The organism is Massilia sp. ST3, from assembly GCF_018119405.1.
Classification (GTDB): Bacteria; Pseudomonadota; Gammaproteobacteria; order Burkholderiales; family Burkholderiaceae_D; genus Telluria.
Genome location: NZ_JAGPWC010000034.1, coordinates 26,441 through 49,444, shown reverse-complemented (window position 1 = coordinate 49,444; position 23,004 = coordinate 26,441). Strand labels below are relative to the sequence as shown.

21 protein-coding genes and 1 pseudogene are annotated in these 23,004 nt (G+C 68.3%); 16 read left to right on the top strand and 6 right to left on the bottom strand.

What is annotated here, in order from left to right:
* A pseudogene (locus KBW98_RS13545) lies at window positions 1-191 on the bottom strand (molybdopterin molybdenumtransferase MoeA); the annotation flags it as partial.
* 183 nt (window positions 192-374) lie between these two features.
* Here KBW98_RS13545 and KBW98_RS13540 point away from each other — a divergent pair.
* Window positions 375-2,696 (top strand): response regulator, encoded by a 2,322-nt coding sequence (locus KBW98_RS13540; protein WP_211520673.1) that lies wholly within the window; start codon window positions 375-377, stop codon window positions 2,694-2,696.
* Here the strand turns inward: KBW98_RS13540 and KBW98_RS13535 are convergent.
* The 4 genes from KBW98_RS13535 to moaA are packed head-to-tail and all read right to left on the bottom strand — an operon-like array spanning window position 2,684 to window position 6,983.
* On the bottom strand, window positions 2,684-3,361 hold the full coding sequence (locus KBW98_RS13535; RefSeq protein WP_211520672.1) for a response regulator transcription factor: 678 nt from the start codon (window positions 3,359-3,361) through the stop codon (window positions 2,684-2,686). The two genes, KBW98_RS13540 and KBW98_RS13535, sit on opposite strands and share 13 nt — an antisense overlap.
* Before the next feature lie 23 nt (window positions 3,362-3,384).
* Complete coding sequence (locus KBW98_RS13530; RefSeq protein WP_211520671.1) at window positions 3,385-5,322, bottom strand: type IV pili methyl-accepting chemotaxis transducer N-terminal domain-containing protein; 1,938 nt, start codon at window positions 5,320-5,322, stop codon at window positions 3,385-3,387.
* A 25-nt stretch (window positions 5,323-5,347) separates the two neighbouring features.
* Window positions 5,348-6,007 carry a carbonic anhydrase gene (locus tag KBW98_RS13525; RefSeq protein ID WP_211520670.1) on the bottom strand — a complete coding sequence of 220 codons (660 nt, stop codon included), beginning with the start codon at window positions 6,005-6,007 and terminating at the stop codon, window positions 5,348-5,350.
* A 1-nt stretch (window position 6,008) separates the two neighbouring features.
* Window positions 6,009-6,983, bottom strand: coding sequence for a GTP 3',8-cyclase MoaA (gene moaA / locus KBW98_RS13520; protein WP_211520669.1), 975 nt, complete (start codon window positions 6,981-6,983; stop codon window positions 6,009-6,011).
* A gap of 209 nt (window positions 6,984-7,192) precedes the next feature.
* Here moaA and KBW98_RS13515 point away from each other — a divergent pair, with 209 nt between their 5' ends.
* Complete coding sequence (locus tag KBW98_RS13515; RefSeq protein WP_211520668.1) at window positions 7,193-7,870, top strand: Crp/Fnr family transcriptional regulator; 678 nt, start codon at window positions 7,193-7,195, stop codon at window positions 7,868-7,870.
* A 28-nt stretch (window positions 7,871-7,898) separates the two neighbouring features.
* Complete coding sequence (locus KBW98_RS13510) at window positions 7,899-9,095, top strand: NnrS family protein (protein WP_211520667.1); 1,197 nt, start codon at window positions 7,899-7,901, stop codon at window positions 9,093-9,095.
* A 10-nt stretch (window positions 9,096-9,105) separates the two neighbouring features.
* On the opposite strand, the gene hemN is transcribed toward KBW98_RS13510, so the two are convergent.
* Window positions 9,106-10,539, bottom strand: coding sequence for an oxygen-independent coproporphyrinogen III oxidase (gene hemN, locus KBW98_RS13505; RefSeq protein ID WP_211520666.1), 1,434 nt, complete (start codon window positions 10,537-10,539; stop codon window positions 9,106-9,108).
* Window positions 10,540-10,763: 224 nt separating this feature from the next.
* Between hemN and KBW98_RS13500 the strand changes: the two genes are divergently transcribed.
* The 13 genes from KBW98_RS13500 to KBW98_RS13440 all read left to right on the top strand — a co-directional run bounded on the left by KBW98_RS13500 (window position 10,764) and on the right by KBW98_RS13440 (window position 23,003).
* Complete coding sequence (locus KBW98_RS13500; protein ID WP_211520665.1) at window positions 10,764-13,031, top strand: nitric-oxide reductase large subunit; 2,268 nt, start codon at window positions 10,764-10,766, stop codon at window positions 13,029-13,031.
* Between the two features lie 57 nt (window positions 13,032-13,088).
* Entirely contained in the window at window positions 13,089-13,352 is a 264-nt protein-coding gene (locus KBW98_RS13495; protein WP_211520664.1) for a DUF2249 domain-containing protein, read from the top strand.
* A 10-nt stretch (window positions 13,353-13,362) separates the two neighbouring features.
* The gene (locus KBW98_RS13490; protein ID WP_211520663.1) at window positions 13,363-13,803 is read left to right on the top strand and encodes an Rrf2 family transcriptional regulator; all 441 of its coding nucleotides are present in this window, start codon (window positions 13,363-13,365) and stop codon (window positions 13,801-13,803) included.
* Window positions 13,800-14,048: a DUF2249 domain-containing protein gene (locus KBW98_RS13485; protein ID WP_211520662.1), complete on the top strand. Its 249-nt coding sequence runs from the start codon at window positions 13,800-13,802 to the stop codon at window positions 14,046-14,048. Before KBW98_RS13490 ends, KBW98_RS13485 begins: the two co-directional genes overlap by 4 nt.
* On the top strand, window positions 14,033-15,331 hold the full coding sequence (locus KBW98_RS13480; protein ID WP_211520661.1) for a permease: 1,299 nt from the start codon (window positions 14,033-14,035) through the stop codon (window positions 15,329-15,331). Before KBW98_RS13485 ends, KBW98_RS13480 begins: the two co-directional genes overlap by 16 nt.
* Window positions 15,328-15,792, top strand: a complete 465-nt coding sequence (locus KBW98_RS13475; RefSeq protein WP_211520660.1) for a chemotaxis protein CheW — start codon at window positions 15,328-15,330, stop codon at window positions 15,790-15,792. Before KBW98_RS13480 ends, KBW98_RS13475 begins: the two co-directional genes overlap by 4 nt.
* 241 nt (window positions 15,793-16,033) lie before the next feature.
* Window positions 16,034-16,726, top strand: a complete 693-nt coding sequence (locus KBW98_RS13470; protein WP_229429174.1) for a c-type cytochrome — start codon at window positions 16,034-16,036, stop codon at window positions 16,724-16,726.
* A 56-nt stretch (window positions 16,727-16,782) separates the two neighbouring features.
* Complete coding sequence (locus KBW98_RS13465; protein WP_373888945.1) at window positions 16,783-18,021, top strand: cytochrome c; 1,239 nt, start codon at window positions 16,783-16,785, stop codon at window positions 18,019-18,021.
* An 18-nt stretch (window positions 18,022-18,039) separates the two neighbouring features.
* Window positions 18,040-18,213, top strand: a complete 174-nt coding sequence (locus KBW98_RS13460; RefSeq protein ID WP_211520657.1) for a hypothetical protein — start codon at window positions 18,040-18,042, stop codon at window positions 18,211-18,213.
* 1 nt (window position 18,214) lies between these two features.
* Window positions 18,215-18,775: a cytochrome C oxidase subunit II gene (locus KBW98_RS13455; protein WP_211520656.1), complete on the top strand. Its 561-nt coding sequence runs from the start codon at window positions 18,215-18,217 to the stop codon at window positions 18,773-18,775.
* Window positions 18,776-18,788: 13 nt separating this feature from the next.
* The gene (locus KBW98_RS13450; RefSeq protein ID WP_373888944.1) at window positions 18,789-20,393 is read left to right on the top strand and encodes a cbb3-type cytochrome c oxidase subunit I; all 1,605 of its coding nucleotides are present in this window, start codon (window positions 18,789-18,791) and stop codon (window positions 20,391-20,393) included.
* Window positions 20,390-21,184 (top strand): c-type cytochrome, encoded by a 795-nt coding sequence (locus KBW98_RS13445; RefSeq protein WP_211520654.1) that lies wholly within the window; start codon window positions 20,390-20,392, stop codon window positions 21,182-21,184. The genes KBW98_RS13450 and KBW98_RS13445 overlap by 4 nt, the downstream gene beginning before the upstream one ends.
* Before the next feature lie 583 nt (window positions 21,185-21,767).
* Window positions 21,768-23,003: a hypothetical protein gene (locus KBW98_RS13440; RefSeq protein WP_211520653.1), complete on the top strand. Its 1,236-nt coding sequence runs from the start codon at window positions 21,768-21,770 to the stop codon at window positions 23,001-23,003.
* Window position 23,004 lies beyond the last annotated feature (1 nt).

Genomic DNA, 23,004 nt, shown 5'->3' with positions numbered 1-23,004 from the left:
ACGGCGCCCGGCCGGCAGTCTGCGCTGCGCACGGCGTAGCCATCCATCGCGGCGTTGTCCGCCGGCGGCAGGTCGAGCGCCGCATATTGGGCGGCGGCCAGCACACGGCCGCATGCGGCCAGGATGCCGACGGTGTCGGTTCCGGCCACCGGAGTGGCCCTGGAAAGAAGGTGGTCGAGTGCTTCGTGCACGCTCAGCATGGTGGTGGTCGCTCGCGAAAAAAAGCGGCGCGACCGCCGCGCCGCCACTGCCATTTTCGGCAGCCGCCCAGGTGTTGCGCAATATGCCGAAATAACGATGGGAAGTCGCGCCGGGCCTTCACCGGCCCCGGCAGGAGGTGTAGCATCACGCTTGTTTCCGTCAGTAATCTTGTTATGAAGAACACACTCAGCCCGGAGCAGCTCGCCGGGATCCTGGAAATCGCCGACAACGCCATCGTCTGCACCGACGAGGCGCAGCGCATCGTGTTCTTCAACCAGGGCGCCGAGCGCATCTTCGGCTGGCGCGCGGCGGAAGTGATCGGGCAGGAACTCGCAGTCCTGATCCCGCCGCGCTTCCGCGCCGGCCACGGCCGCCACATGGCGGGATTCCGAAGCGGCGAGCAGCAGGCCCGCAACATGGGCGAGCGCGGCGCGATCTACGCGGTGCGCAAGGACGGCAGCGAGTTCCCGGCCGAGGCCTCGATCTCGCGCTCGCATACGGCCAGGGGCTGGCTCATGACAGCGATCCTGCAGGACATCTCCGAGCGCCAGGCCTACGAGCGCGCACTGGAAGCCGCCAAGGAAAAGGCCGAAGCCGCGATGCAGGCCAAGAGCATGTTCCTGGCCAATATGAGCCACGAGATCAGGACCCCGCTGAACGCGGTGATCGGCATGACCAGCCTGCTGCTCAACACCGGACTGGACGACGAGCAGCGCGACTATACCGAGACCATCCGCCACAGCGGCGAAGCCCTTCTGGCGATCATCAACGACCTGCTCGACTACTCCAAGATGGAAGCGGGTCGGCTCGACATCGAACGCCATCCGGTCGACCTGCGCCGCTGCGTGGAGGATGCGCTCGACCTGCTGGCGCCTGCCGTGGGGGGCAAGGACATCGAACTGGCCTGCGTCATCGAGCCGGAGGCGCCCGCCACGATCCTGGCCGACGCCGCGCGCCTGCGCCAGGTGCTGGTCAACCTGCTGTCGAATGCGGTGAAATTCACCCGCCAGGGCGAGGTGGTGGTCGAGGTCGCGGCCACGCCGCTGGACGGCCAGCGCCACGCGCTGCGCATCACGGTGCGCGACAGCGGCATCGGCATCCCCGCGCACCGCCTGGAGGACATCTTCGAATCCTTCACCCAGGTCGATCCGTCCACCACGCGCGAGTATGGGGGCACCGGCCTGGGGCTGGCGATCAGCCGGCGCCTGGCCGCGATCATGGGCGGCGCCCTCTCGGTCGAGAGCCGTCTGGGCGCCGGTTCGCGCTTCACCCTGGCCTTCGAAGCGGAGGCGGTCGGCGCCGGGCTGGCCCGTGACCTGCTGCGGGAGCGGTCGGGGCAACTGGCGGGGCGGCGCCTGCTGATCGTCGACGACAATGCCACCAACCGCCGCATCCTGGTGCGCCAAGCCCTGCTGTGGAACATGGAGGCGGTGGCGGCGGCGTCGGCGGCCGAAGCGCTCGACTTGGTCAGGCACGGCCAGGCCTTCGACGCCGCCATCCTCGACATGCACATGCCGGAGACGAACGGCGAGCAGCTGGCCGCGGAGATCCGCCGCGCCGAAGGGCAGGGTGCGGGCCTGCCGCCCTTGCCGCTCCTGCTCCTGACCAGCCTTGGGCAGCGCGCCCGCGCCGGCGGCGTGGACGGCCTGTTCGCCGCCACCCTCAACAAGCCGGTCAAGCCAGCGGCCCTGTTCGAGGCGCTGCTGCAGGCCATGGGCGGGGCACGCCCGGCCGCCGCGGCGGAGCTGCCGGCGCCGGCGGCCGGCATCGACATCCTGGTGGCCGAGGACAATACGGTCAACCAGAAGGTCGTCAAGCAGCTGCTGCGCCACCTCGGTCACCGCGCCGACATCGTGGCCAACGGGGTCGAAGCGCTCGAGGCCATGGAGCGCCAGGACTATGGCGTGATCCTGATGGACATGCAGATGCCAGAGATGGACGGCATGGAAGCGACGCGCCGCCTGCGCCGGCGCTTCCGCGGCGGCAGCGCGCCCTGGATCATCGCGATGACCGCCAATGCGCTGCCCGGTGACCGCGAACGCTGCCTGGAAGCGGGCATGGACGCCTACCTGCCGAAGCCGGTGGTGCTGGAGGAACTGCGCCGGGCGCTGGCGGAAGGCATCGGCGCCGTGGCCGCGCGCCGCCGCGCGCCGGAGGCGGTCGACCCGGCCCGCCTGCAGGAGCTGCGCGGCGCCGCCGGGCAGGAGGATGGGGTGCTGGAGGAGGTCGTCGGCGCCTTCCTCGAAGGCGTGCCGCCTCTGCTGGCGCGGGCCGGCCAGGCGATCGATGCGGCGGACGGACCGCTGCTGGCGGCCACCGCCCACTACCTGCTGTCCAGCATCGATTGCGTCGGGGCGCGGCGCATGCGCGTGCCGTGCCTGAACCTGGAGTTGCTGGGAAAAGCCGACAACTTCGAGGGCGCGCGCGCGGAGCTTGCGGCCCTGGCCGGGGAATTCGAGGACGCGCGCGACGCGCTGCGGGCCTACTTGTCCTGAGCCGCGCCCAGGCCGTTCTCGACCGCGAACACGGCGGCCTGCACGCGGCTGGTCAGGCCGAGCTTCTTGAGGATGTTCTGAACGTGGATCTTGACCGTGCTCTCGGCCAGGTCGAGCACGCGGGCGATCAGCTTGTTGCTCTCGCCGCGCGCCAGGCAGGCCAGGATCTCGCGTTCGCGCGGGGTCAGCTTGTCCAGTTCCGATACCGGCGCCGGCGCTTTCGCGCCACCGCGCTGGACGTGGGCGAACAGCTTGCCGGCCATGGACTCGGCCAGCACCGATTCGCCGGCGGCGGCGCGCTCCACGGCGCGGATCAGGTAGTCGGCGTCGATGTTCTTGATCAGGTAGCCGCGCGCGCCGGCCTGGAGCGCGGCGGCCAGGTCTTCCGCCTCCTCCGAGACGGTCAGCATCAGGACCGCGGCGTCCGGGCGGTCCTGCAGCAGCAGCTGCAGGGTCTCGACCCCGGACATGCCGGGCATGTTCAGGTCCAGCAGGATGACGTCCGGCCGCAGCTGCAGCGCGCGCTTGACGCCTTCGACGCCATCGGCGGCCTCGCCGACCACGGCGAAGCGCTCGTTACGCTGCAGCAGCGAGCGCACGCCACTGCGGAACAGGGTATGGTCGTCGATCAGCAGCACGCTGATGGTATCGCGGTCACTACTCATTCATGTCCTCCGGATTGCATGGTTCACGCCGCGCGGCGCTGGGCCTGTCCCAGCCGCAGCCGCACCGTGGTGCCGGCGCCGGGCCGCGACTGCAGCTCCAGGGAGGCGCCGATGCGCCCCGCGCGTTCGCGCATGATGTGCAGGCCGACATGGGCATCGTCGCGGTCTTCCCCGCCATCGGCCTCGAAACCGACGCCATTATCGCCGATCGAGAGCAAATAGTCTTCCCCGTCCTCGACCCTGATCTCGACGCGTCCGGCGCGCGCGTGCTTGCGGATGTTCGACAGCGCCTCCTGCGCGATAAACAGGATCTGGAGCTGGGTTTCGCGCGGGATCGGCGGCCCGCCGGCCCCGTTCACGGCGAAGGTGGTAGCGATCCCGGTCTGGTCGCCGAACTTGTTCGCGGTCTTGCGCAGCGCGGCGTTGAGATCGTCTTCCTCCAGCCTGCTGCGGAAATTGAGCAGCAGTTCGCGCACGTCGGCATAGCTTTCCGCGACCCCGGCGCGCAGGGCGGGAACGATGGCCGCGGCCTCGCCGGTCTTCCCGGCGCGCAGCGATTCGTCCAGCATCTGGACCTGCAGATTGAGGAAGTTCAGGCCCTGGGCGATGCTGTCGTGCAGGCCGCGCGCGACCAGGTTGCGCTCCTCGGAAATGGCCATCTCGCGCTCGCGCGCCGCCAGGCGCATGTTCTGGATCGCCACGCCGAGCAGCTTGGCCACGGTCTCGAGCAGGGCCTGTTCTCGCGGCGCCAGCACGCGCCCCTCGCGGAAATGCAGGCTGAGCAGGCCGAGATGCTGGTCCTGCGCGACGATCTGCGACACCGACACGGTGGCGAAACCTTCGCGTGCGCATTGCAGGGCCTCGCCGCCGGGCATCTGGTCGAGCCGGTGCACCACGGAGACTTTCCTGGCCGCCGCCTCGCCGCACAGGCAGTCGCCGATCTTCATGCAGCGTTCGGACTCTGCCATTCCCGCCGACAGGCCCTCGTGCACGACCAGGTGGACATTGCCCTTGCCGGCGTCGATCAGGCGTACGCTCCCGCCCCCGGCGCCGAAGTAGGCGGCGATGCGGCGCAGGAAGCCGTCACACATGGTGTCGAGTTCGTGGCGCTGCTGGAGGTAGGCGGCGCAGTCGTACAGCAGGGCGAGCTCGCGGTTCTTGTCCTCCAGGTTGGCGGTCTTGAGGCGCACCTTGTCTTCCAGGCTGCCGTACAGCTGCTGCAGGCGGTCCGCCATTTCGTTGAAACCCTCGGCCAATTGTCCGAACTCGTCGCGGCTCTCGACCTCCAGCCGTACCCCGAAATCCGACTCGGCCATGCTGCGCATGCCTTCGCGCAGGCGCATGACGGGATCGACGATCAGGCTGAACATCAGGTAGACCAGGGCCACGGTGCCGCCGATCGCCATCGCCACCAGCATCAGCTGCGAGGCGCGCAGCCAGAAGGTGCGCAATTCGTTGTCGCGTTCGATCAGCCCGACCAGGCGGTCGATCTCTGCCACGAAGTCCTCGACGTGCCCGCCGAAGCGCGCGACCGCCGCGTGCCGGGCATCGCTGTCGCCCTCGAGCGCCGCGAGCGCGAGCGGACGGGTCGCGCCGCTCCAGCGCCGCCCGAGTTCGAGGAAGGCGCCGCGGATCGCGGGCGCGGGCGGCAGGCCGAGCGGGCGCTGTGGATCGCCCCGTTCGACCAGGGCGAGAGTGGCGTCGATCCGGGCGATCTGGCCCCTGGCCTCGGCGGCGTGGCCGGAAGCAGGCCGGCCATCGGCCCGTTCCAGCAGCAGCGCCAGCCGGTAGCTGTGGCGGCGCAGGCTGCCGGTCTCGTTGATCGCCGCTGCGGCGCCTTCGAGTTGCCAGGACAGCCAGAGGGTGGCGCCGATGGCGACCAGGGCCAGGAGAAGGAAGCCGATCAGGGCGCCGACGATCTTGGTCGACAGGCGCTGGCGGTTCAGGAGGGCGGAAACCATCGGTGGACGAGTCGGAAGAGAGGCTTCAGGCGGCGCGCGCCGCGGGCGGGACGATGGGCTCGAGGATGCTGAGGAATTCCTGCTTGCGCGGCGAGTAGGCCAGCAAGGTGCCGGCGGCGAGGTCGAAATACCAGCCGTGCAGCGCCAGTTTGCCCTCTGCGACGCGGCGCGCGATCCAGGGGTAGCTCATCAGGTTGTCGAGAGAATGCAGGATGCTGGCCAGTTCCGCCGCGCGGCACTGGGCGTCCTGGTGCTTGTGCTGCAGTTCGCGCAGCACGTCGCGCCGCACCGGTTCTGCGATGCGCATCCAGCGCGCGACGAAATCGGTCTCGGTGGTCACGCTCTGCGCCGACATCAGCGCGCGGATGCCGCCGCAGCGGGCGTGGCCGAGCACAATGATGCGCGCCACCTCCAGCCCGCAGACGGCGAACTCGATGGCCGAACTGACCCCCGGCGGCGCGTCCGGCGTGCAGGGCGGCACCAGGTTGGCGATGTTACGGACCACGAACATGTCGCCCGGATCGCAGCCGGTGAGCAGGGCCGGATCGACACGCGAGTCGCAGCAGCCGATCACCAGCGTGCTTGGATGCTGGCCCTGGCGCAGGATGTCGAGGGCGGTCGGCTCGCTCAGGTACTGCTGCTGGAAACGGGCGAAGCCGCGGATGAATTTTTCGATGTCCTGCACGTCAGCCTCCGGTCTGGGCCATGAAACGGATGATCTTCTGGGGAGCGGCGTTGAACTCGTGCTTGTGCGGCTTGAGTTCGATGGCCTGGCGGATCGCCGCCTCCAGCTCGGCGTCCGAGGCGCCGCCGCGCAGCAGGGGGCGGAATTCGAACTTCTCTTCCTGGCCCAGGCATAGGTAGAGCGTGCCGTCGACCGACAGGCGCACCCGGTTGCAGGTGGCGCAGAAGTGCTGGGACAGGGGCGTGATGAAGCCGATGCTGGACCTGCCGTCGGGGGTGGCCAGGTAGCGCGCCGGACCGCCGCCCAGTTCGGCCGCCTGCGGCACCAGGCCGAAGCGCGCGCGCAGCCGGGCCTGCACTCCCTGCAGGTCGAGGTAGGCCGCATTGCGGCCGGTGGCGCCCATCGGCATCACCTCGATCAGGCGCAGCATGAAGCCGTGCTCGATGCAGAATTCGGCCATGGACTCGATCTCGCCATCGTTCACCCCGCGCATCGCCACCATGTTGATCTTGATCGGCTCGAAGCCGGCGGCCTTGCCGGCCATCAGGCCGTCCATGATGCGCGCCAGGCTGTCGCGGCCGGTGATTTTTTCCATGCAGGCGCGGTCGAGGCTGTCGAGGCTGACGTTGATGCGGCGCACGCCGGCCTGGCGCAGGGCTGCGGCATGCCGCTCCAGGCGGGTGGCGTTGGTCGACATCGACAAGTCCTCGATGCCGGGCAGGGTGGCCAGGCGGCCGGCCAGGGTGGCGACGTCGCGGCGCAGCAGCGGTTCGCCGCCGGTCAGGCGCACGCGCCGCGTCCCGAGGCGTGCGAAAGCGGCCACCAGGCGCTCCATCTCGTCGAAGCTGAGCCAGTGTTCCGGCTCCTCGAAGTCGCGAAAGCCGGTGGGGATGCAGTAGGTGCATCGGAGATCGCAACGATCCGTCACCGACAGGCGCAGGTAGTCGATGGATCGTCCGAAACGGTCGCGCAGCATGCGGGCCTCCTTTGGTCGTCAGGTTTTCATTGTAGGGATTCGCGCCGCCGCGGAGAGTCGGCATGACGGACTAAACGGCCCTAGTCATTAAGAACTATGCCGAACCTCTCTCGGAAGTATTTGATTTTCATGAGATTTGGCTTGTAATGACGACATCGGGAAGGCGTCTTGCGGCGCCGCTCCCGCCCTTCGACCAGCCGACCCCTGCCATGCTCAGAACCCGCATCGATTCCCGCCAGTTTCTCAAGCGCCTGCCGCTGTTCGCGGACCTCGCGCCCGGGGACATGGACATGGTGGCCGCGGCGACCACCGAGCTGCACCTGCCGCGCGGCCGGGTGATCTTCAAGCGGGGCGACCCCTGCAACGGCTTCCATACCGTGATCTACGGCAGCGTCAAGCTGTGCTTCGTTTCCTCCCAGGGCGACGAGAAGGTGGTCGAGCTGATCGGCCCCGGGCAGAGCTTCGGCGAGGCGCTGATGTTCATGGAGCGCGACTACATCGTCCAGGCCGAGGCCCTGGCCGACTGCATGCTGCTGCACATCGGGAAGGAGGCGATCCTGTCCGGGATCGAGCGCGACCCGGGCTTCGCACGCCGCATGCTGGCCGGGATGAGCCGGCGCCTGCACGGCCTGATCTCCGACGTCGAGTCCTATACCCTGCGCTCGGGCAGCCAGCGCGTGGTGGGCTACCTGCTCAAGGACGATCCGCGCCAGGGCGGCGAGGTGATGCTTTCGGCAAGCAAGAAGATGGTTGCCTCGCGCCTGAACATCACGCCCGAATACTTTTCACGGGTGCTGCACGACATGGCCGGCCGCGGCCTGGTCGGCATCGCCGGCCGCAGCATCACCATCCTCGACCTCGAGCGCCTGCGCGCCTATGAAGGCTGAGCGGCGCCTTCCACCACAGGAACCTGTCATGACACTGCTACGCATCGACGATCCCGCCGCCCCGGCACGCCCTGGGGGCCTGCAAGGGCAGCCCTTGTTCGCGCTCGGCTTCCGTCCCTTCTACCTGCTCGGGGCCGCCTTCGCCGGCGTCGCGGTGCCCGCCTGGACCGCGTCCTGGCTGGGCTGGTCCGGCGCGCCGCAGCTGACCCTGGCCTGGCACATGCACGAAATGCTGTTCGGCTTCGTGATCGCCATCGTGGTCGGCTTCCTGTTCACGGCCGGGCGCAACTGGACCGGCCTGTGGACGCCGCGCGGCGGCCACCTCGCGGCGCTGGCGGCACTGTGGCTGGCCGGCCGCGCGGGCATGGCGTTCCTGCCGCCTGCGGCGGCGGCCGCGCTCGACGTGATCTTCCTGCCGCTGGCCGCCAGGCCGCTGTACCGGGTGATCCGGCGCGCCGGCAATACCCGCAACCTGGTGATGGTGGCGCTGCTGGCCGTGCTGGCAGCCGCCAACGCCGTCTTCCATGCCGCCGTGCTGGGGTGGCTGCCAGTCTCGCCCGTGCAGCCGCTGTACGCCGCCATCGTGGCGGTGATCGTGATCGAATCCGTGCTCGGCGGCCGGGTCATCCCCAGCTTCACCGCCAATGCGCTGCGCGGCGTGCGCACGGTCACCTCGCCCCGGCTGGAGAAGCTCAGCCTCGCGCTCACCGTGGCGACCGGCCTGGCCTGGGCGCTGCTGCCGCTGTCCTTGCCGCTGGCCGTGCTGGCCGCGGCGACCGCGGTGGTCCAGGGGCTGCGCATGGCGGGCTGGAAACCGCTGGCGACCCTGGGTACGCCGCTGCTGTGGATCCTGCATGTTTCCTATGCCTGGATCCCGCTCGGTTTCCTGATGCTGGCCCTGGCCTGCGTGGGCCTGGCGCCGCATAGCGCCGCCGTACACCTGCTCACGGTGGGGGCGATGGGCGGCCTGATCATCGGCATGATCACCCGCACTGCGCTCGGGCATACCGGGCGAATGCTGAAAGCCGGTCGGGCCGAGACCGCCATGTACCTGCTGCTGCAGGCGGGCGTGCTGGCGCGCCTGGTCGCGGCCCTGGGTGCGGGCAGCCTGTACCAGGCTGGCCTGGTTGCGGCGAGCATCTGCTGGAGCCTGGCCTTCGCACTGTACTGCATCACCTACGGTCCTTGCCTGCTGCGGGCGCGCGTCGATGGCCGCGAGGGCTGAGCGGCGCCGTTCAGGCGGTGCGCGAGTAAGGCATGCGCAGCAGCGGCTGGGCGCCCGCGCTGCCCAGGTAACGGTCGAACACCATGCAGATATTCCGGACCAGGAAGCGCCCACTGGGAGTGACGTCAAGGCGGCCGGGCGTGCGCGCCAGCAGGCCATCGGCCTCGAGGGTCGCGAGCTGCGCCGCTTCGCGCGCGAAGCAGGCGCCGAACTCGACGCCGTGGCGCCGCTCGAAGGCCTCGACGTCGAGGCTGAAGTCGCACATCAAGCGCTGGATCAGGTCGCGCCGCAGCAGATCGTCCGTGCCGAGGTTCAGACCGCGCGCAACCGGCAGCTCGCCCTGGTCGATACGGGCGTAATAGCGCCCCAGCGACTTTTCGTTCTGGCTGTAGGCCGCGCCGACGGCACTGATGGCCGAGACGCCGCAGGACAGCATGTCGGCGCCGGCATGGGTGGAATAGCCCTGGAAGTTGCGCTGCAGCCGGCCCTGGCGCTGGGCCAGGGCCAGTTCGTCGTCCGGCCGGGCGAAATGGTCCATGCCGATGTAGACGTAGCCGTTGCTGGTCAGGTGTGCGATGCACAGCGCCAGCAGTTCGAGCCGGGTCTGGGCCGAGGGCATGTCTTCCTCGCGGATCAGGCGCTGGGACTTGAACAGCTCGGGCAGGTGGGCGTAGTGGTAGACCGAGATGCGGTCGGGACCGGCCTGCACCACCTGGTCCAGCGTGCGCCGCATCGATTCCAGGTTCTGCTTGGGCAGGCCGTAGATCAGGTCGATGCTGATGGAGCGGTAGCCCGCCGCGCGCGCGGCCGCGATCGCGTCCAGGGTCAGCGCCGCCGGCTGGATGCGGTTGACGGCGCGCTGCACGTCCGGATCGAAGTCCTGCACCCCCAGGCTGAGGCGGTTGAAGCCCTGGGCACGCAGCTCGTGGATGCGCGCGGCGTCGACCGTGCGCGGATCGATCTCGATCCCGTATTCGCCTTCGGCGTCGCCGGCGAACTCGAAGGCCCGGCGCAGGTGCCTGGTGAGGACGCCCATCTGCTCGCCGGACAGGTAGGTCGGGGTGCCGCCGCCGAAATGCAGCTGTGCGACCCGGTTCATGCCGTCGAACAGGGCGGCCTGCATGTCGATCTCGCGCAACAGGTAGCCGAGATAGACGGCGGCCTTGTCGCGTTCGCTGGTAATGATCTTGTTACAGGCGCAGTAGTAGCACAGCGACTGGCAGAACGGGATGTGCACGTAGAGCGACAGCGGGCGCCTCGGGTCCGCGGCGCGGCGCGCCGCCACGGCCGCGCGGTAATCGGCGGCGCCGAAGCCCGCGCCGAAGCGGTCGGCGGTCGGGTAGGAGGTGTAGCGCGGGCCGGGGCGGCTCATGCGGGCCAGCAGATCCGGCGCAGGGCAATCGAAGGAAGCAGGGGAAGTCGGGGAAACAGGGGAGGGAATCATGGCGGGTCGCTCGCTGAACAATGTGGATGCGCATGCCAGCTTATGCCCGGCCCGGCCCGGGCACAACGGGATCGAGGCGCAAAAAGCGGCGCCGGCGCGAGCAGGTCGCGATTTCTTGATCTGGCATATCTAATACATGCAATCTGTTTGCATCATTTTGGGCGGAACCCTAGGATGAGCGCCTGTAGCACACCGCTTTCGTTCATCACTCACAAGGAATAGTCATGCAAGCCACAAGAAAACTATGGACATGGCTCGCCGTCATCTGCGTGATTTCCTTCTCCGTACTCGGCTGGGTCGGCAGGGAAATCTACTTGCAGGCGCCGCCGATACCGGTCACCGTCACCGATCCGCAGGGAGGCATCCTGTATGCGGCCGGCCAGATCCAGCAGGGCCAGCAGGCCTGGCTGGCAGCCGGCGGCCAGCAGCTCGGCACCGTCTGGGGCCACGGCAGCTATGTCGCCCCGGACTGGTCGGCCGACTGGCTGCACCGCGAAGCCGAGGCGCTGCAGGAGGCGCTGGCGCGGCGCGATTTCGGCGCCGGATACGCCGGCCTGGACGCGGCGCGCCGGGGCCATGTCGACGCGCTGGTGCGCGCCGAACTGCGCCGCAATACCTATGACGCGGCCACCGGCACGCTTGCCCTGTCCGCCGTGCGCGCCGAGGCCGTGCGCGAAGTGGCGCGCCACTACGCCGGCCTGTTCGGCGACGACGCCGGCCTGGACGGATTGCGCGAGCAGTACGCGATGCGCCCCAACTCGCTGGCTTCGGAACAGGACCGCGCCGCGCTCACCGGCTTCTTCTTCTGGTCGGCCTGGGCTGCGGCCGCCGACCGCCCGGGCGAAACGGGCCTGAGCTACACCAGCAACTGGCCGCACGAGCCGCTGGCCGGGAATACCCCGACCGCCGGCGCCGGCATCTGGTCGATCGCCAGCGTGATCCTGATGATCGGCGCCATTGCCGCAATGGTCTTCTTCCACGGCATGCACAAGGACGAGGAAGATCCGCCGGCGCCGAAGAGCGATCCCCTGATCGACCTGAAGGCCACGCCCTCGATGCGTGCCACGCGCAAGTACTTCTTCGTGGTGGTCGGCCTGATCCTGGCCCAGGTGGGCATGGGCGTGGTCACGGCCCACTATGCGGTGGAGGGCAACAGCTTCTTCGGCATTCCGCTGGGCGACGTGCTTCCCTTTACCGTAAGCCGCACTATCCACACCCAGTTCGCGGTGCTGTGGATCGCCACCGCCTGGCTGGCCACCGGCCTGTACATCGCGCCGGCCATCTCCGGCCATGAGCCGAAGTACCAGAAGCTGGGCGTCGACGTGCTGTTCTACGCGCTGCTGTTCATCGTGGTCGGCTCCACCGCCACCGGCTGGCTCGGCACGCTGCGCGGCGCCGGCAGTGAATTTTCCTTCTGGATCGGCAACCAGGGCCTGGAATTCACCAGCATGGGCCGGGTGTGGCAGGTGCTGCTGTTCGTCGGCCTGCTGTTCTGGGCCTTCCTGCTCGGGCGCGGCCTGTGGCCGGCCCTGCGCAAGCCGTCCGAGAGCCGCGGGCTGATCGCCATGGTCTTCCTGGCGGCCCTGTGCATCGGCGGCTTCTACGCCACCTCGCTGACCTGGGGCCGCGGCACCCATTACTCGATGGTCGAGTACTGGCGCTGGTGGCTGGTGCACCTGTGGGTCGAGGGCTTCTTCGAGGTCTTCGCCACCGCCGTGATCGCGCTGCTGTTCACCCGCCTGGGCCTGATCCGCGCGGCCTCGGCCAACAGCGCCATCGTGCTCGAAACCATCGTGTTCCTGTTCGGCGGCATCCTCGGCACCCTGCATCACCTGTACTTTACCGGCACCCCGACCTCGGTGATCGCGATCGGTTCGATGTTTTCGGCGCTGGAAGTGGTGCCGCTCTCGCTGATCGGCCTCGAGGCCTGGCGCAACTACCAGCGCACCCGGGCCGCCGCCTGGGTCCGCAACTACAAGTGGGCGATCCTGTGCTTCATCGCGGTCGGCTTCTGGAACACCGTCGGCGCCGGCCTGCTCGGCTTCGCCATCAATACGCCGATTGCGCTGTACTACATGCAGGGCCTGAACATGACGGCCGCCCACGGCCATGCCGCCCTGTTCGGCGTCTACGGGATGCTGGGCATCGGCCTGATGCTGTTCTGCCTGCGCGGGCTGAGCGCGCGCGCCGCCTGGTCGGACGCGCTGCTGCGGCCCATGTTCTGGCTGCTGAACATCGGCCTGGCCATGATGGTGTTCCTGTCGCTGGTCCCGGCCGGCATCTACCAGGCGGTCGCCAGCATCAGCAAGGGCATGTGGTACGCCCGCTCGGCGCAGGTAATCCACTCGCCCTTCATGGAGAACATGGTGTGGCTGCGGGTCCCGGGCGACGTGGTGTTCGCCGTGGGCACCGTGTTCCTGGCGCTGTTCGTGCTGCGCCTGATGCGCGGCGGCCGCAGGCCGGTGGCGGAGGCGGTCCCGCTGCGTGCCTGAGTGTTGTATTCCCCGGCCGCGGCGCGGCCGGTTTCCTGTCCAACCAAAGGAGTTCCCATGTCGCACAATTGCTCTGAACCGAACGTTTCCAACCGTACCTGGGTGTTCGACGCGCGCGGTGTCGCACGCCGCTTCCGCCACGCCGCGATCTTCGGCGCCCTGCGCGCGCTGCTCCCGGGCGAAACCATGCGCTTCTGTAACGACCACGATCCGCTGCCGTTGCTGGCGGAGCTGGGCGAACACTTCGGCGAACGCCTGAACGTCGTCTACCACCGCCGCTCGCCGGGCGACGTGGTGATCGACTTCGTGGTGCGCGCCTGAGGAGCCGGCCGTGCGCCTGACGGAATTCACCGACCATGCCTTGCGCCTGCTGCTGTATCTGGGCCAGCACCGCGACCGCATCGTGACGGTCGACGAGATCGCGCGCCGCTACGGCATCTCGCGCAACCACCTGGCCAAGGTAGTCAACGAGCTCGGCGCCTGCGGCCTGATCGACACGCTGCGCGGCCGCAGCGGCGGCATGCGGCTGGCGAGGGACCCGCGGCTATTGCGTATGGGGGAGGTGGTCCGGCGCACGGAGCCGAATTTTCATATGGTCAAATGCTTCGCCGGCGAGGCGAGGGAATGTCCTTTCGACGCCGACTGCCGCCTGCGCGCTTCGCTGGCGCGCGCCACCGCCGCCTACCTGCACGAACTCGACCGCGTGACCCTGGCCGACCTGCTGTCTCCCTGCCAGGACGCCGCCAGGCCCCGATCTGAGGAATCATCATGAACACCCATCCGACCGCTACGATCCCGCTCGACGTCTCCGGCCTGCTGCCGCCCGAGCCGATGGAGCAGATCCTGGAAGCGCTGGCGGCCATGGCGCCGCAGCAGCGCCTCCTGGTGCTGATCGACCGCGAGCCGCACCCGCTGTACAAGATCCTCGACCGCCATGGCTACGGCTACCGGACGAGCATCCGGGCCGACCACCGGTTCGACCTCCTGATCCAGAAAATCCCATGCAACGATCCCTGACCTATACGGCGATGCCGCCGATCCAGGTGCCGCTTCCCTTCCTGCTGGCGGCGCCGTGCTTCGCCCTGGCCGCGGCCCTGCTGCTGGCCTGGCAGGGCGAAACCGCGCTCGCTTCGCGCTGGAGCCCCGTTACCCTGGCGATGACGCATCTGCTGACCCTGGGCTTCCTGACCATGACCATCGTCGGCGCGCTGTTCCAGCTGCTGCCGGTGGTCGCCGGCGTCGGCATCCCGCTGGCGCGCCCGGTGGCCGCCTTGTCCTGGAGCGCGCTGGCGCTGGGCACGGTGCTGCTGGCCGGCGCGCTGGGCCTCGGCCTGGGGCCCGCGGCCTACCAGGCGGCAGCCGGGGTACTCGGCCTGGCCGGCTTCGTGATCCTGGCCGCCGTCGGCACGGCGATCTCGCACAAGATCGTCCCGGCCGCCAGGCCGCTGGTGCGTGGCGTCCGCCTGGCCTCGGCGGGGCTGGCCGTCACCATCGGCCTGGGCGCTTCCCTGGCCCTGTACCTGAGCGGCATGGGGCCGCTCGACGCCCCGCTGCTGACCGACATTCATGCCTCCTGGGGCCTGGTCGGATGGGTGGTCGCGCTGACGGCAACGGTGTCCTTCCAGGTCATTCCGATGTTCCAGGGCACCCCGGCCTATCCGCGTTCGCTCGAATCCTGGCTGCCCGCCGCGCTGGTGGCGCTGGTGGCAGGGTGGAGCGCCGCCGCGCTGGCGGGCGTGGGGCCGCTGCGCCTGGCGGCGGAGGCCGGCGTGGCCTTGCTGCTGCTGCGCTATGCCGGCGCCACGCTCCTGTTCTTCCGCAAGCGCAAGCGGGCGGCGGACGTGGGCACGTATTACTGGGTCCTGGCGATGGGCAGCCTGGCGCTGGCGGCGTTGGTCCATTTCCTGCCTCTGGGCGCCGACCAGCGTCCTCTCCTGAGCGGCATCCTCGTGATCGCCGGCTTCGGGATGTCGGCCGTGAACGGCATGCTGTACAAGATCGTGCCTTTCCTGGTCTGGTATCACCTGCAATCCGACCCGTCGCTGCCGCGCGAACGGGTGCCGGCGCTGAAAAACATCCTCGATGGAGGACGCGCGCTGAGGCAGTGGCGCTGGCACGTGGTGGCGCTTGGACTGCTGGCCGCGGCGCCGTTTGCGCCCGCGGTGCTGGCGCGGCCGGCCGGATTGTTCCAGGCCCTGGCACTGCTGTTGCTGATCCGGGACCTCGGCGGCGCGGCCGGACTGTATCTGTCGCTGCGCAGGCCGCCGTCCGGGACCGTGGTGCAGGGGCACGCGCTGTGACCGATCCGCGAGCCTCGCGCGTGTATGCGCCGGTCCGCTGCCTCAGGTTTGCGGCCCTGGGCGCCGACCTGGCGGCAGAATCCGTCCATATCGGCGGCGTGATCCGGATTTCAGCCATGCACGCCGTCACTCGCCACGAACCCGGTCACGTCATGTTGCATGAAGGAAACCTGATTCCGCTGGCCGACTACCGCGGGCCCGAGTCTCGGCAATGCCCCATGGCGGGGGCGCCTGCCCTGATCGCCACGGTCTATCGCAGGAAGTTTGCCCTCGTCGTGGACCGGATCGAGGGCAGGCTCGACGTCGAATGCGCGGAAATCGCACCCCCTGCCGATGCGCTGGCGTGCCGGTTTCCCTATCTGACCGGCCGCATCTCCCGAGGCCAGGCAGACATTTACCTGATCGACGTGGAGCGTCTGCTCGGGCCGACGATCGAGAAGCATCTTCTGAAACGGCGGTGAAGCAGCATGGTGGACCGATGCCGGCCCGGCTAAGCTGCACAGACGCGGATAGGGCCGCCGCGACTTGAACGGGTCAGTCGTGTCGACTACGGACCAGGAAATCCCATGCGGGTCTCGCATAAACGAACCGTGCGTCAGGCCTGCCGTGCCAATGCTACCCTTAAAACAACATTGCCCACATGTAGAAACTGTTTGGAGTCTTCGCATGAATTGGCGTTTGATGCTAGCTGTAGGTTTGGCAATGGCCGTGCCCGCCATGGCGCAGACCCAGGGTGGCCCGGCCGGCGAACGTATCCCCGACACCATGGAGGCGCGGGTGGCGGCCTGCATCGGCTGCCATGGCGCGGCCGGGCGGGGCGTCGACAACGTCTATTTTCCCCGCCTCGCCGGCAAGCCCACGGGCTACCTGTACAACCAGCTCGTCGCCTTCCGCGACGGCCGCCGCAAGTACGTGCCCATGAACTACCTGCTGGCCTACTTGCCCGACAGCTACCTGTACAAGATGGCGGAACACTTCGCCGCGCAGAATCCGCCGCCGCTGGCCCAGCCTCCCGTCAACGCCTCGCCGCAACTGCTGCGCGACGGCGAGCGCATCGTGACCCAGGGCGTGCCGGGCAAGCGCCTGCCGGCCTGCGTCGCCTGCCACGGCGCCGACCTGGCCGGCCGCGAACCGGGCATTCCCGGTCTGCTCGGACTGCGCGCCGACTATGTCAGCGCCCAGCTCGGCGCCTGGCGCTACGGGGTGCGCACGGCGCTCGCCCCCGATTGCATGCAGGTGATCTCGTCCACGCTCAGCGAACCGGAAGTGGCTGCCGTGGCGGCCTACCTTGCCTCGCGGCCGGTCACCAATGCCCGTCCGGCGAAAACGGCTCCCGCCGCGCTGCCGCTGCGCTGTGGGAGCCAGCACGCGAGCCAGGGAGGAGCGCCAAAATGAATCCGATCCGATTCTCTGCAAGGATGGCCCGGTGGCTGGCGCCCGCGCTCCTGCTGATGGTCATGCAAGCGCCTGCGCCCGCGCAGCAAACGGCGCGGCCGGCCGCCCGGCCGGCAAGCAGCGCACAGCAGGCGCTGGTCGAACGCGGCAAGTACCTAGCCCAAGCGGGGGACTGCATCGCCTGCCACACTGTCCCCGGCGGCAAGATCTTCGCGGGCAACCGGCCGATGCCAACGCCTTTCGGCACGCTCTACGCCCCCAACATCACACCCGATCCGCAGACCGGGATCGGCAAGTGGAGCGCCGACGATTTCTTCAAGATGATGCGCACCGGCCGCTCGCGCAACGGCGACCTGCTGTATCCGGCCATGCCCTTCGCCAGCTATACCAAGGTCACGCGCGCCGACAGCGACGCCATCTTTGCCTACTTGCGCTCGGTGCCGCCGGTGCGCCAGGCCTCGCGCCAGCACGACCTGCGCTTTCCCTACAACAACCGGGCGCTGCTGATCGGCTGGCGCACGCTGTACTTCCAGGAAGGCGAATACGTGCCCGACAAGACCAAGTCGGCCGAGTGGAACCGCGGCGCCTACCTGGTGCAGGGGCTGGGCCACTGCTCGATGTGCCATACCCCGATCAATGCGCTGGGCGGCTCCTCGCAGGAACGCGCCTTCCAGGGCGGCCTGATCCCGATGCAGAACTGGTATGCGCCCTCGCTCACCTCGAACAAGGAGGCAGGCTTGGGCACCTGGGAGATCCAGGACATCATCGACCTGCTGCAGAAAGGCGTGTCGAACCGCGGCACCGTCTACGGCCCGATGGCCGAGGTGACCTTCAACAGCCTGCAGTTCATGACGACGGAAGACGTGCGCGCGATGGCGGTCTACCTCAAGAGCCTGCCGGCCGACCAGCCGATGCAGAGCGACCCGGCGAACGCCCCGGCGCGCGCCAATGTCACCCAGCAGTTCACGCAGGGCAAGCGCGTCTACGACGCCCAGTGCGCCAGCTGCCACGGTGCCCAGGGCCGCGGCAAGCTGCCCCACTATCCGCCGCTGGCGGCCAACCAGTCGATTACGATGACCTCGGCCGTCAATCCGATCCGGATGGTGCTCAACGGAGGCTACCCGCCGGGCACCCGGCGCAACCCCATGCCCTACGGGATGCCGCCATTCTTCCATTCGCTATCGGATGGGGAGATCGCTGCCGTCGTTACTTATATCCGCACCGCCTGGGGCAACCGCGGGGCGCCGGTGAACGAGCGCGAGGTCAACGAGCTGCGCTCCGCAACGGTTGAATGAGTCCATCGAGGAGAGTCCATGATCCTGGAACCGAGGGAAAACGACGCCAGCTTCGACCAGCAGCGCGTCGACGCCGTGGTTGCACAGGGGCCGCGCGGCGCTTTTGCCGTGGCCGGCCTGGCGGTCGCCATCGTGATGGCGATGTGGGTGGCCTTCTATGTCCTGGTTTACCTGGCGCGGGGAGGGGACTGAGATGGCCCACGACGCCTCGCGCGGAGCGGCGGTCGCCCATGGCGCCGAGTCGCGCTGGGCCATCCTGGTCGGCGCCATTGTCCTGTTCCTGGTCGGAATGATGGCCTACATGAGCCTGCACTGGGCCGCCATGCCGCCGGTGCGCACCGAGACCATCGATCCAGGCACCCTGCACATCTCGGGCGAATTCATCGAGAGCAACCTGGGCTCCAGCGTCGAGCCCGACGGCACGGTCATGGTGCGCGTGCTGGCCAACCAGTATTCCTTCACGCCCTCCTGCCTGCTGGTGCCGAAGGACACGCCGATCCACATCCGCGGCACGGCGGCCGACGTGGTGCACGGCTTCTCGATCGGCAAGAGCAACGTCAACGTGATGCTCCTGCCCGGCTATATTTCCAATTTCCGCACGAAGTTCGAACAGACCGGCGAGCACGTCATGCCCTGCCACGAATACTGCGGGGTGGGCCACGCCGCCATGTGGGCGAGGGTGAAGATCGTCGAGAAGGCCGAATTCATGCGCCAGGCCGCGAACGGAAGGAGGCTGAGCTGTGTTGGACAATGACACCAGGCGCCTCGTGCTGGCGCACTTCTGGATCGCCTTCATCGCCTTCTTCGTCGCCTTGCTGCTGGGCGAATGGCAGATGTACATCCGCAGCCCGCTGCGCGACTGGATCGGCAATCCCGAACTCTACTACCGCGCCGTCACGGCCCATGGGTCGGCGATGGGCTACGTGTTCCCGACCCTGGTGGCGATGGGTTTCGGCTACGCCATCGTCGAACTGGCGCTGAAGCAGACCCTGGTCGGCAAGCGCTGGGCCTGGATCGGATTCTCCCTGGTCGTGCTGGGCACGGTGACCGCCATGGTACCGGTCTCGATGGGCCTGGCCACGGTGCTGTACACTTTCTACCCGCCCCTGATCGGCAATGCCTTCTACTACATCGGCGTTGTGCTGGTCGTGGTCGGCTCGTGGATCTGGGTGGCGCTGATGTCGCTCAACCTGTATGTGTGGAAAAAGGCGAATCCCGGGGCCGCCGTGCCGCTGCCGATGTTCGCCAACCTGGCCGGCGCCTACCTCTGGGCCTGGACTTCGCTGGGGGCGGCGATCGAGATCCTGTTCATGATCCTGCCGGTGGCGCTGGGCTTCAAGAACACCATCGACGCCGGCCTCGCCCGTGTCTTCTTTTCCTGGACCCTGCATGCGATCGTGTATTTCTGGCTGATGCCGGCCTACATCGCCTTCTATACCCTGGTGCCGCGCGCCATCGGCGGGCGCCTGTACAGCGACAAGATGGCGCGCATCTCCTTCGTGCTGTTCCTGGTGTTTTCGATGCCGATCGGCATACACCACCTGTTCCAGGACCCGCAGGTGGGCTCGGGCATGAAGTTCCTGCATGCGGTCTTCACCGGCATGGTCTCGATCCCGACCTTCCTGACCATCTTTACCATCACCGCCTCGGTGGAGATCGCGGGACGCCTGCGCGGCGGGCGCGGCGCCTTCGGCTGGGTGAAGGCGCTGCCCTGGAAGAACCCGATGATGCTGGCGGTGGCCTTCTCCTTCATCCTGCTGGGCTTCGGCGGGGCGGGCGGCCTGATCAACATGAGCTACCAGCTCGACTTCGCCGTGCACAACACGCAGTGGATCACCGGGCACTTCCACCTGATCTTCGGCGGCGCCATCGTCATCATGTACTTCGCGCTGGCCTACGACCTGTGGCCCCACCTGACCGGCAAGCAGCTCGCCAGCGGCCGCCTGATGCGCACCCAGCTTTGGCTATGGTTCATCGGCATGATCGTGTTGACCTTCCCCTGGCACGTGGTCGGCGTGCTCGGCATGCCGCGCCGCATGGCTTACTTCGACTACAGCAATCCCGAGATCGCGCCCCAGGCCGTTACGGTGATCATTACGTTCTTCGGCGGCCTGATCCTCGTCGTGTCCGGCCTGCTGTTCCTGCTGGTGCTGCTGGGCGGCCACCGCAGCGTGCGCATCGAGCTGCCGGAATTCCGCTTCAGCCAGGTGGCGCACAACGAAGGGCGGCTGCCGGCCGCGCTGAACGGCTACGCGCTGTGGCTGGCGCTGATGATCGGCCTGTCGATCGTGAACTACGGCTACCCGATCAGCCAGCTGATGGCGCTCAAGCAGACATCGGTGCCGGCCGTGCCGGTAGGGAGCCAGCCATGAGCGACGAAAGAATCTTTTCTCTGCGCAACCGCTGGTTTGCCGGGAGCGTGGGGGCGATCCTGGTGATCGCCCTGGTGGCCGCCTTCATCGGACTCGTCTGGCTGCCGAAGGCCCACGAGCGCAATGTCATGCAGAGCATGTGGGAGGCGATCTGCAGCGCCGTCGGCGCGCCGGCCCCTTTCCAACCGGCGGGACTGCCGGCGGAACAGCAGAAGTACCCTAGCAACGTCATCGTCAACGCCCACATGATGAGCGTGGGCGGCGAGGCATCGGTCGGGAAGGGCGCAACCCTGGCCATGGCCTGCACCATGTGCCACGGCGCGCGTGGCACCAGCCCGGCCGGCACACCTCACCTGGCCGGACAGCCTGCATCGGCCACCTACAAACAGCTGCGCGACTTCGCCTCCGGCCACCGGCCGAGCGCCATCATGCAGCCGCTGGTGGCCGACCTTAGCGACCAGGACATGCGCGACCTGTCCGCCTATTACGCCTCGCTCGAGCGCGAACGCATCGCCGACATCGCGCCCTCGGCCAGCGGAACGCCGCGGCTGGTGCGCAACGGCGATCCGATGCGCAGCGTGGGCGCCTGCTCGTCCTGCCATAGCCCGCACGCAGTGCGGCCGGCGACGCCGGTGCTCGAAGGGCTTTCCGAGACCTATCTGCGCGACCAGATGCTGGCCTTCCGCGACGGCCGCCGGACGAACGACATCAATGGCCAAATGCGCAATGCCGTCCGTAACCTGACGGAAGTTGAAATCGCGGAACTGGCGCGGTACTACGCCGGACGATGAGGCGATGCAGGCACCGTGTCGAGCGTGCGCCGCGACGATCGGGCGAGTGTCGGAGTTGAACATCGGCGACTCCCTAATCATCGCGTGAATGCGTTGGCGAAATTGGACGCTTCGCCGCGCGAGTTCTTTGGCGGATCATTCCTTTCGGGGCTAGACCACGCATCGCAAGCATTCCGGCAGAACAGATCGTATCGCCCCTGAAACAAGCCGGGCTGGGCATGATCGTCAGTTGCTCGCTTGATTTAGACCAAGGTTGAACGAGCTCAAGTGGTGAAAATTGTGGTTCTTATGTAAGTCTTTGAAATTGTTGAGTATATACGCCCTGCAAAGCCGTCTAGACGGGTTCGACTCCCGTCCTCGCCTCCAGAATCAAGATAATCGCCGGCTTCATGCCGGCGATTGTCATTTCCGACCCCGTTCTCTCCATGCGCACTCGGTCCTGCACTGCAGTCCATTCGTTCGACCGCTGCCCTGGGCGCTAGGGACGCGACTGCCATTGCCGTCGCTAAGGAACTCCGCGATAATCCATCGCTGCACCACTGCCGGGATCCGATCGCAGGCAGGTGCCCTACCAGGAAACCCGATGTTCAAGACCAAGCCAACTCGCCTCGTACTATTGGCCGCGCTGCTCGCCAGCGCCGCCGCCCACGCCGCCGAACCCGGTCCACAGTCGCCGCCGGTGCAATTCGGCGTCGCATCCTTCAACCTCGCCTGGGCCGGTTCGCAGCAGGACTTTGACCGCCACGCCGCCGTCTGCAAGGCGGTGTCCTGGTGCGATACGCGCCCGCGCCGGCAACCAGGGCAGGCGGCGCCAAGCGAAGAGGCCATCCGCGCGGCGCGCCAGTGCGTCGCCGATACCGAGCGCCTGGCGGGCGGTCCAGCGCAGGCGGCCATGATGGCGCCGTGTAACGCCTACCAGGGCCGCGGCGCCTCTGCGCCCCCCACGAGCGGCGACTACGCGGCCAAGCTGGCCGGCCTGCAGGCGACCGTCGGCCAGCTGATCGAGAAGCAAGGGGTGCGCGTGCTCGCCTTCCAGGAAGTGCGTTCGGCCGAGGTGGTCAAGCAACTGCTGGGACGCCATGCCGAGCGCTTCGGCGTCTGCGATGCGCCGCACGAGGGCTTCCAGACCGTGGCCTTCGCCTGGGACCGCAGCCTGGCCCCGGATGGCGCCCGCTGCAGCGTCGATACCGGCCTGGCGGTGCAAGACAATCCGGGCGACCCGGATGCGCGCAAGCTGCGCCCCGGGCTGGCGCTCGAGCTGGAGTCGGCGGGGCGCCGCATCAGCTTCCTGAACGTGCACTTGAAGTCCAGCTGCGCCAACATCGTGCCGACCCCGATCTACCAGGCGCGCCTGCTCGACGATCCGGCCGGCGCCTGCAAGGTGCTGAACCGCCAGGTCGCCCCGCTGGAGCGCTGGATCGACAGCGTCGCCAAGCGCAGCCCCGACTTCGTCCTGCTGGGGGACTTCAACCGCCGCCTCGACGAAGAGGCCGCGGCGGCGATCCGCCCGGCGCAGGTGCGCGCCGACGGGAGCGATCCGGCCGGCGTGCCGAAGCAGGACGCGGACGGCAGGGTGGCCACGCGCTACCTGTGGCAGGAGCTGAACGACGGCGCACGCTCGCTGCAGCTGGTGCCCCTGACCGGGGTCGACCAGGGCTGCCGCGGATTCACGGGCCTGGACCATATCGTGCTGAGCGGCCCGCTGGCGGCGCGCCAGCCGGCCCCGCTCGGTTCGCGCAAGACCGCCGTCGTACAGGCGCCGGACCAGCGCATCGAGACCAGCGATCACTGCCCGCGCAGCCTTACGTTGACGTTCTAGC

Bases quoted from the DNA above. Each gene is read 5' to 3' on its own strand.
- KBW98_RS13540 (WP_211520673.1), top strand. From the start codon at position 375: ATGAAGAACACACTCAGCCCGGAGCAGCTCGCCGGGATCCTGGAAATC.
- KBW98_RS13535 (WP_211520672.1), bottom strand. From the start codon at position 3,361: ATGAGTAGTGACCGCGATACCATCAGCGTGCTGCTGATCGACGACCAT.
- KBW98_RS13530 (WP_211520671.1), bottom strand. From the start codon at position 5,322: ATGGTTTCCGCCCTCCTGAACCGCCAGCGCCTGTCGACCAAGATCGTC.
- moaA (WP_211520669.1), bottom strand. From the start codon at position 6,983: ATGCTGCGCGACCGTTTCGGACGATCCATCGACTACCTGCGCCTGTCG.
- KBW98_RS13515 (WP_211520668.1), top strand. From the start codon at position 7,193: ATGCTCAGAACCCGCATCGATTCCCGCCAGTTTCTCAAGCGCCTGCCG.
- KBW98_RS13510 (WP_211520667.1), top strand. From the start codon at position 7,899: ATGACACTGCTACGCATCGACGATCCCGCCGCCCCGGCACGCCCTGGG.
- hemN (WP_211520666.1), bottom strand. From the start codon at position 10,539: ATGATTCCCTCCCCTGTTTCCCCGACTTCCCCTGCTTCCTTCGATTGC.
- KBW98_RS13500 (WP_211520665.1), top strand. From the start codon at position 10,764: ATGCAAGCCACAAGAAAACTATGGACATGGCTCGCCGTCATCTGCGTG.
- KBW98_RS13495 (WP_211520664.1), top strand. From the start codon at position 13,089: ATGTCGCACAATTGCTCTGAACCGAACGTTTCCAACCGTACCTGGGTG.
- KBW98_RS13485 (WP_211520662.1), top strand. From the start codon at position 13,800: ATGAACACCCATCCGACCGCTACGATCCCGCTCGACGTCTCCGGCCTG.
- KBW98_RS13480 (WP_211520661.1), top strand. From the start codon at position 14,033: ATGCAACGATCCCTGACCTATACGGCGATGCCGCCGATCCAGGTGCCG.
- KBW98_RS13470 (WP_229429174.1), top strand. From the start codon at position 16,034: ATGGCCGTGCCCGCCATGGCGCAGACCCAGGGTGGCCCGGCCGGCGAA.
- KBW98_RS13465 (WP_373888945.1), top strand. From the start codon at position 16,783: ATGGTCATGCAAGCGCCTGCGCCCGCGCAGCAAACGGCGCGGCCGGCC.
- KBW98_RS13460 (WP_211520657.1), top strand. From the start codon at position 18,040: ATGATCCTGGAACCGAGGGAAAACGACGCCAGCTTCGACCAGCAGCGC.
- KBW98_RS13455 (WP_211520656.1), top strand. From the start codon at position 18,215: ATGGCCCACGACGCCTCGCGCGGAGCGGCGGTCGCCCATGGCGCCGAG.
- KBW98_RS13445 (WP_211520654.1), top strand. From the start codon at position 20,390: ATGAGCGACGAAAGAATCTTTTCTCTGCGCAACCGCTGGTTTGCCGGG.
- KBW98_RS13440 (WP_211520653.1), top strand. From the start codon at position 21,768: ATGTTCAAGACCAAGCCAACTCGCCTCGTACTATTGGCCGCGCTGCTC.